Source organism: Streptomyces sp. NPDC001508 (assembly GCF_040298665.1).
In the GTDB taxonomy this organism is placed as follows: Bacteria; Actinomycetota; Actinomycetes; order Streptomycetales; family Streptomycetaceae; genus Streptomyces.
The window spans coordinates 53,539-61,577 of sequence record NZ_JBEPAP010000058.1; the positions used below are offsets into that span (position 1 = coordinate 53,539).

8 protein-coding genes and 1 rRNA gene are annotated in these 8,039 nt (G+C 68.0%); all 9 read right to left on the reverse strand.

Translation table 11 applies throughout. The annotated features are described in order from the left end of the window. Positions 1 to 81: 81 nt before the first annotated feature. Positions 82 to 555, reverse strand: coding sequence for a bifunctional nuclease family protein (locus tag ABT245_RS35710; RefSeq protein WP_026253112.1), 474 nt, complete (start codon positions 553 to 555; stop codon positions 82 to 84). A gap of 86 nt (positions 556 to 641) precedes the next feature. Then, positions 642 to 1,379, reverse strand: coding sequence for a transcriptional regulator FtsR (gene ftsR / locus ABT245_RS35715; protein ID WP_351742105.1), 738 nt, complete (start codon positions 1,377 to 1,379; stop codon positions 642 to 644). Positions 1,380 to 1,422: 43 nt separating this feature from the next. Beyond that, complete coding sequence (locus ABT245_RS35720) at positions 1,423 to 2,313, reverse strand: zinc-ribbon and FHA domain-containing protein (RefSeq protein WP_351742107.1); 891 nt, start codon at positions 2,311 to 2,313, stop codon at positions 1,423 to 1,425. Positions 2,314 to 2,443: 130 nt separating this feature from the next. Further along, positions 2,444 to 3,277, reverse strand: coding sequence for a DUF881 domain-containing protein (locus tag ABT245_RS35725; RefSeq protein ID WP_351742110.1), 834 nt, complete (start codon positions 3,275 to 3,277; stop codon positions 2,444 to 2,446). A 5-nt stretch (positions 3,278 to 3,282) separates the two neighbouring features. Then, positions 3,283 to 3,615: a small basic family protein gene (locus tag ABT245_RS35730; protein ID WP_003988855.1), complete on the reverse strand. Its 333-nt coding sequence runs from the start codon at positions 3,613 to 3,615 to the stop codon at positions 3,283 to 3,285. Beyond that, positions 3,612 to 4,520, reverse strand: a complete 909-nt coding sequence (locus ABT245_RS35735; RefSeq protein WP_351742113.1) for a DUF881 domain-containing protein — start codon at positions 4,518 to 4,520, stop codon at positions 3,612 to 3,614. The genes ABT245_RS35730 and ABT245_RS35735 overlap by 4 nt, the downstream gene beginning before the upstream one ends. 98 nt (positions 4,521 to 4,618) lie before the next feature. Then, complete coding sequence (locus ABT245_RS35740; protein ID WP_351742116.1) at positions 4,619 to 7,114, reverse strand: sugar phosphate nucleotidyltransferase; 2,496 nt, start codon at positions 7,112 to 7,114, stop codon at positions 4,619 to 4,621. 114 nt (positions 7,115 to 7,228) lie between these two features. Beyond that, positions 7,229 to 7,837, reverse strand: a complete 609-nt coding sequence (gene clsA, locus ABT245_RS35745; protein ID WP_351742118.1) for a cardiolipin synthase ClsA — start codon at positions 7,835 to 7,837, stop codon at positions 7,229 to 7,231. 109 nt (positions 7,838 to 7,946) lie between these two features. Further along, positions 7,947 to 8,039 (reverse strand): 5S ribosomal RNA (gene rrf, locus ABT245_RS35750); the annotation flags it as partial.

An 8,039-nucleotide genomic window follows, 5' to 3' on the forward strand; every position in this document is an offset into this window, starting at 1 on the left:
CCGGCCCAGGCCCCCTCACGGGGCCGTCCACCAGTACCAGCCCGGCGCGGACCCTCGGTCCACCAGGCCGGGCCGCCGGACTCACTGGCTGCTGGTGCCGAAGTCCTCGGGCGAGATCTGGTCGAGGAACTCGCGGAACTTCTCCACCTCGTCCTCCTGCTCGTCCGGAATGGCGATGCCGGCGTCGTCGAGCACCGTGTCACTGCCGTAGATCGGCGTGCCGGTGCGCAGTGCCAGCGCTATGGCATCGGACGGACGGGCGCTGACCTCGACCCCGCTGGCGAACACCAGCTCCGCGTAGAAGACGCCCTCACGCAGATCCGTGATGCGTACTTCGGTGAGCTCCTGGCCGACGGCTTCCAGCACGTCCTTGAACAGGTCGTGGGTCAGCGGTCGTGCGGGAGCCATCCCCTGCTGGGCGAAGGCGATCGCGGTCGCCTCCCCCGGCCCGATCCAGATGGGGAGGTACCGGTCGCCGCCCACTTCACGCAGGAGCACGATCGGTTGGTTGGAGGGCATCTCGACCCGGACACCTACGACATCGAGCTCGTTCACACAGCAACCCTAGGCCGTGCCCGGGACGTTTGGGTAGTCGGGCAGGGAACGGGTGCGCGATCCGGCCGACGGAGCACCGGCGCCGCTCACGGCGGCCGCACGCCCAGCGCGGTCTTCACCAGCGCCGCATGCAGCCTCACGGTGAGCGCCGCCAGTTCCTTCGCCCGGGCCTCCGCATGGGCCCTGGTCTGCGGGTTCCGGTGACGCCTGAGCGGTGCCACCACCTGGTCGACGAGGCCCGCCTCGCGGTCGGCGGCGGCCTTCATCACCCGAAGATGGCGCGGTTCGATCCCGAACCGCCCCAACTCGGCCACAAGGGAAGCCACGGTCACCGCCTCCGCCTCGTACACCCCGTCCTCCACGGGCGCGAGAAGCCCGTACGACTCCCACTCCTGGAGGTCGCTCTCGTCGATCTCGGCGGCCGCGAGCAGCTCCGCCCGCCCGATCCGGGCCGCCGTGCGCCCCTCGACGGGTTCCAGGGCGTCCTCGTCGTCCCGCTGCCGCCCCATGACCGGCAGCGGTACCGCCTCGCCCCGTTCCACGGCGTCGAGGTGCTCCCGAATCACCTTGAGCGGCAGATAGTGATCCCGCTGCATCCGCAGGACGTGGCCCAGTCGCTCGACGTCTCCGGCGCTGAACTTGCGGTACCCCGAGGGGGTACGCTGCGGCTCGACGAGGCCCTCCGACTCCAGGAACCGGATTTTGGAGACGGTGACCTCGGGGAACTCCTCGCGCAGCATGTTCAGCACAGCGCCGATGCTCATCAGCCCGCTGTCACTGGCGGCAGTACCGTGCCCGGCACCGCCGCGCGGTGTTTGAAGCATGGACCTTCCCTGGAGTCCCCCCGGACGGCGTCCGGGGGGCTGGTCAGATGCCGTGCCGGCTCGCGTAGAAGACCAGCCGGTACTTGCCGATCTGCACCTCGTCGCCGTTCGACAGAGCGACCTGGTCGATTCGCTCACGGTTGACGTAGGTGCCGTTCAGGCTGCCCACGTCGGCCACCGCGAACGAGCCGTCGGGAGAGCGCCTGAACTCCACGTGACGACGCGAGACCGTCACGTCGTCCAGGAAGATGTCGCTCTGCGGATGACGGCCGGCCGTGGTCAGGTCCCCGTCCAGCAGGAAGCGGCTGCCCGAGTTCGGGCCGCGGCGGACCACCAGGAGCGCCGAGCCGAGCGGCAGCGCGTCGACGGCGGCCTGCGCCTCGGGAGAGAGCGCCGGCAGCTGCGTCTGGCCGGTGGTCTCGGCGTCGTACGCCTCAAGACCGGAGATGGAGATCGTGGACGTCGTCTCCGACGGCCGCTCGGCTGCGGCGCCGGCACGCAGCGGCGCACCACAGTTGGAGCAGAACCGGGCGTTCTCCGCGTTGCGGTTACCGCACCTCGTACACACCAGGACCGACATGGACGGATCCTCCTGCCGCGGCTGCCCCCCCGGGGCATTGGACGCATACGGGCCGGGGGTAAACCCTCCACCCGCACTTGAGGTTGACGGTTGCCCGAAACCTATGCCGCTGGACTGGGCAGGGTCAACTGACGGCGCGCCCTGACCTCCGGAAACGTCGCCGCCCGGGCCACCCACCTGGTCCCGGAACAGCGGGCGCTGGCCCTCTGCGTCAGGCTGTGCGCGGTGGCGGGCGGTCGCGTTGCCGCCGCCCTCTCGCGCGCTCTTGCCGAACAACTTCGCAAACAACTTCACGGGCGATTCCCCTTGACCGAAACAGACCCGCCCGTGGGGCAGGACGAACCCTGATTCCATACACCGGTCGACCCGGACATCCTCACAACGTCCGTATCCACCAAACAGTTTCCACCACGCACCACCCCTTCGGTGCGCCGACCCCCCGCAACCTCATGCCCCTGCCGGTCCTCTGCCATGCACTCGCGATTCACTGGGAGGACGACCGAGCGTAGTCAGGCTGCTTCGCCGGTCGCAAGGCGTCAACAATGATCTTGTCCGACCGCTCGACGGTCACGGTGGCCTGCTCCTTCTCCAGAGTCTGCACCACGCCTCCCGGAATGTTGAGCGCCGGCTCAAGGTCCTGCGGCTTGCCGATGACCTTGAAACGATAAGGGGCGTTGATCTTGTTCCCGTCGACGCTCACGCTGTTGTCGGAGTCGGTGAGGTACGTACCGGCGACGATCCGTACGCCGTTGACCTGGATCGCCTCCGCGCCGGCCGCGCGCAACTCCTGTATCGCGTCGAGCAGCATGTCCGCCTTGACCGTTCCCTTCGTGTCGTCGACCGTCATCATGATGCCGGGCCCCTGCGCCGCCACGGTGCCCGCCAGAATGCCGAGTTGCCGCTCCTTCTCGGCCGTCTGCCTGCGCGCCTCCTGCGCCTGGTCCGAACTGTTCTCCAGCTCCTGACGCTGCCGTTCGAGTCCCGTCTTCTCGTCCTCAAGACGTTGCGTACGGTTGTCGAGTTCATCGAGGATGCGCACGAGATCTTCCTGACGGGCGCCGCGCAGCGCGCTGTCGCTGTCGCTGTTCGACGCGACCTGCACGGCCAGCCCGAAGCCGAGGCCGAACAACAGCAGGGCGACGATGAGTTGCGCCCGGGAGACGCGCGGCGGCCACAGGCCGTCGACCAGCCGCTGGCGGCCGGTCAGCTGCTGCTCGGGCTTGGCTGCCCGGGGCTGCGGCGCGGGGCCCGGCGCGGGCACCTCGTCGGGCAGTTCCCTGCGCAGCCTGTTCTGCGGCTGCTCGTCCTGCATGCTCATCGGCCTCACGCCCGGAACACATGCCGCCGGATGGCCGCGGCATTGGAGAAGATGCGGATGCCGAGGACCACGACGACACCCGTGGACAGCTGTGCGCCCACGCCCAACTTGTCGCCCAGGAAGACGATCAGGGCGGCCACGACCACGTTCGACAGGAACGAGACCACGAAGACCTTGTCGTCGAAGATTCCGTCCAGCATGGCCCGCAGACCGCCGAAGACGGCGTCGAGCGCCGCGACCACGGCGATCGGCAGATACGGCTCGACGACCGCCGGAACCTCAGGACGAACCAACAGCCCGGCCACGACTCCCACGACGAGGCCCAGTACGGCGATCACGATGTGCCCTTCCCAGTGTTCGGCTGTGCTGTGCGTACGATCACACTCGGTGCGGCGGGCAGCCGAAGGTCGTTCTCCACGGAGATGTCGGCCCGAATGCCGTAGCTGTCCTCAAGGGCATGCAGATACAGTCCGTCGGCGCCGTCCCGGAATCTGGTGCCGAGCTGGTCCCCGTCACCCACCGCCAGCACCGTATAGGGCGGCACCAGCGGCTTGTTGTCGACCAGAATCGCGTCGCCCGCGGCCCTGATCGCGGACAGGGCGGTCAGCCGCTGCCCGTTGATGGAGACGGCCTCAGCGCCGGCCGCCCACAGCCCGTTGACCACGCGCTGCATGTCACGGTCACGCACCCGGCCGGTGTCGGAGAACCCGGAGGTCGTGCGCGGGTTGCCGTCGCCGCCCGTGGTGGCGTCCTTCGCGTCGTTCACGACGAGCTTCACTCCGGGGCCGTGCACCGCCATGGCGCCCGACAGGATTCCCACCAGATCGGCCTGCTCGCTGCCGCCGCTCTGCCGCAGGGCGGCCCGCTGGCGGGCGCTCACATCGTCACGCAGCTTGTCGACGCCGCCCTCCAGCCTGTCCGCCGTCTCGGTCTCCCGGTCGATGCGGTCGAGCAGTTCCTGCCGTTCCTTGGCGACCACGGGCGCCGCCACACGGGCCTGGGCCGCTCCGACGGTCACGACGAGCGCGGCAAGCACCAGACCGCCGGCCAGACCGAGCTTCGCCCGGAGCGTCTTCGGCAGGCCCCCTTCGCCCTGGGTCTTCCTGCGGGCGGCGGCCTCGGCGTACCCGTCGTCGAGGCTGTGATCCATGACGTTGTTGATCAACGACATGGAGGCATCCGGGCGCGCGGGCCGCGAGGCCGGTGTGCTCCGAACGGGGGGATGCTGCGGCATGCCGCACATCGTCGCACGTCGCGTGCGGTACCTCCGAATGGCCCCACCGGCGTGCCGGACAGGCCCCTTGGGGGACAGTTGTCCGGCACGCGCGCGTACGGGGGGTTTCAGCGTCCGGCGCTGTCCACGACGGCCGACCACTCGTCGAGCAGGGCCTGGGCGGATTCGTCGTCCGGTCCCTCCGCCCACAGATGAGTGACCGCCTCCGCCGGGTCCGGCAGCACCATCACCCAGCGGCCGTCCGGCTCGACGACCCGCACCCCGTCCGTGGTGTCGACGAACCGGTCTCCGGCCTCCTCGACGACCCGCCGCATCACCAGTCCCTTGACGGCCCACGGGGTGGCCAGATCACGCTTGAGGACGTGCGCCCGCGGAATCCGCGCGTCGATCTGGCTGAGCGTGAGCTGCGTCCGGGCCACCAGTCCGATCAGCCGTACGAAGGCCGCCGTACCGTCGTAGACGCCACTGAACTCCGGGACGATGAATCCGCCCTTGCCGTCTCCCCCGAAGATCGTCCCTTCTTCGCGCCCCACGCGCGTGAGGTCGTCGGGAGACGTCGTGGTCCACTCCACCTGGGTGCCGTGGTACGCGGCCACCTGCTCCGCGATCCGCGTCGTGGTCACCGGCAGCGCGACACGGCCACTGCGCCGCTCCGCGGCCACGAGATCGAGCATCACGAGCAGCGCCCGGTCGTCCTCGATGATGCGGCCCTTCTCGTCGACGAGGGACAGCCGCTCGCCCACCGGGTCGAACCGCACGCCGAACGCCGCCCCGGAGGACGCGACGATCTCACCGAGCCGCACCAGCCCCGCCCGGCGCATGTCGCCGGTCTCCGTCGGCCGCGCCTCGTCCAGGCCGGGATTGACGGTCAGGGAGTCCACACGGAGCTTGCCGAGCAGGCTGGGCAGGACGAGACCCGCACTGCCGTTGGAGGCGTCCACGACGACCTTGAGCCCCGACTCGGCGATCCCGGTGGTGTCGATGTTCCGCAGCAGCGACCCGGTGTACGAGTCGTAGACGCTGGCCGGGAAGTGCAGGTCGCCGATCTCCCCGGGGAACGCCCGCCGGTACTCCTGCCGTGCGAACACCCGGTCCAGCTTGCGCTGGCTGGCCTGGGAGAGGTCGGCGCCCTGTCCGTCGAAGAACATGATGTCCACCGAGTCCGGCACTCCCGGCGTTGTCCGGATCATGATCCCGCCGGCACTGCCCCGCGCGGTCTGCTGCCGGGCCACCGGCAGCGGTACGTTCTCCAGGTCCCGTACGTCGATGGCACTGGCCTGGAGCGCGGAGATGACGGCGCGCTTCAGGGCACGCGCGCCACGCGAATGGTCACGGGCCGTCGTGACGGTCGTCCCCTTCTTGAGGGTGGTCGCATAGGCGCCGGCCAGCCGCACGGCGAGTTCCGGTGTGATCTCCACGTTCAGGATCCCGCTCACGCCACGCGCGCCGAAGAGGTGCGCCTGACCGCGGGACTCCCAGATCACCGAGGTGTTGACGAACGCACCGGCCTCGATCGTCTTGAACGGATAGACCCGCACATTGCCCTGAACGATCGATTCTTCACCGACCAGGCACTCATCGCCGATGACCGCGCCGTCCTCGATCCTGGCCGCGCGCATGATGTCGGTGTTCTTCCCGACGACACAGCCACGCAGATTGCTGTGCTGTCCGATGTACACGTTGTCGTGCACCACGGCCCGGTGCAGAAACGCCCCGTTCTTCACGACGACGTTGGACCCGACGACTGTGTGCTCCCGGATCTCGGTACCGGCCTCCACCTTGGCGTAGTCGCCGATGTAGAGCGGCCCGCGCAGTACGGCGTCCGCGTGCACCTCGGCACCCTCGGCCACCCATACACCCGGGGAGATCTCGAATCCGTCGATCTCCACGTCGACCTTGCCCTCAAGGACATCGGCCTGTGCCTTCACATACGACTCGTGTGTGCCGACGTCCTCCCAGTAGCCCTCGGCGACATAGCCGTAGACCGGCTTGCCCTCCTTCATGAGCTGGGGGAAGACATCACCGGACCAGTCGACGGGAACGTCCGGCTCGACATAGTCGAAGACCTCGGGCTCCATCACGTAGATGCCCGTGTTCACGGTGTCGGAGAAGACCTGCCCCCAGGTCGGTTTCTCCAGGAAACGGTCGACCTTGCCCTCTTCGTCGACGATGGTGATGCCGAACTCCAGAGGATTGGGCACCCTCGTCAGACACACCGTGACGAGCGCGCCCTTTTCCTTGTGGAAATTGATCAGGTCGGTGAGGTCGAAGTCGGTCAGCGCGTCGCCGGAGATGACGAGGAAGGCATCGTCCTTCAACGCCTCTTCGGCGTTCTTGACGCTTCCGGCGGTACCGAGTGGCTTCTCCTCGTTGGCATAGGTGAGCTCCATTCCGAGCTCTTCGCCGTCACCGAAGTAGTTCTTGACGAGCGAGGCCAGGAACTGCACGGTGACAACGGTCTCGGTGAGCCCATGCCTTTTGAGCAGCCTCAGGACGTGCTCCATGATCGGGCGGTTGGCCACGGGCAGGAGCGGCTTGGGCATGCTTGAGGTCATCGGGCGAAGGCGTGTGCCTTCACCACCGGCCATCACGACGGCCTTCATGTCGGAAGCGTCCTCCTCCAAGAGACGACGGTCTAGCCGACTTCACCCGTCCAGATTGTCCCGCACTTTTCCGCCGAGGGCCATCGAGCCGCTACGTCCGGACAATCGCCGAGTTCAATCGGCCATGGTGTCCGCACGGATCAGTCGGCGGACCTGCACCACATAGAGCACTCCTGCCCACCAGTACAGCGTCGTACCCCATCCGGCGAACGCCCATCCGAAAATTGCAGCGAGTGACGAGATCCAGCCGGTTCCGTCACTGAGCAGGAGCAGCGGGAAGGCGTACATCAGGTTGAAGGTCGCGGCCTTCCCCAGGAAGTTCACCTGCGGCGGCGGGTAGCCATGGCGCCTGAGGATGCCCACCATCACCAGGAGGACCAGCTCTCTGGCCAGGAGTACGGCCGTCAGCCAGAGCGGCAGGATCTCGCGCCAGGTGAGGCCGACCAGCGTCGAGAGAATGTAGAGCCGGTCGGCGGCGGGGTCCAGGAGCCGGCCGAGGCTGCTGATCTGGTTCCAGCGCCGGGCGAGCTTGCCGTCCAGGTAGTCACTGATCCCGCTCAGCGCGAGCACCAACAGCGCCCAGCCGTCGCTCTTGGGGCCTCCGAACTCGGGCCTGAGGATCAACCACAGGAAGAGCGGTACGCCGACGAGACGCGCCATGCTGAGGATGTTCGGGATGGTGAGGACCCGGTCTGTCTGGACTCGGGTCTCCTGGACCTCCACCCGGGGGCCTCCTGTGGGAAACGAACCAACGATGCTCCCTGACCCTACCTCAACGCAAAAAAGCTCCGGCTCTTGGGCTGTATGCCCAAGAGCCGGAGCTTTAAAGGTAGTTCGGCGGTGTCCTACTCTCCCACAGGGTCCCCCCTGCAGTACCATCGGCGCTGTAAGGCTTAGCTTCCGGGTTCGGAATGTAACCGGGCGT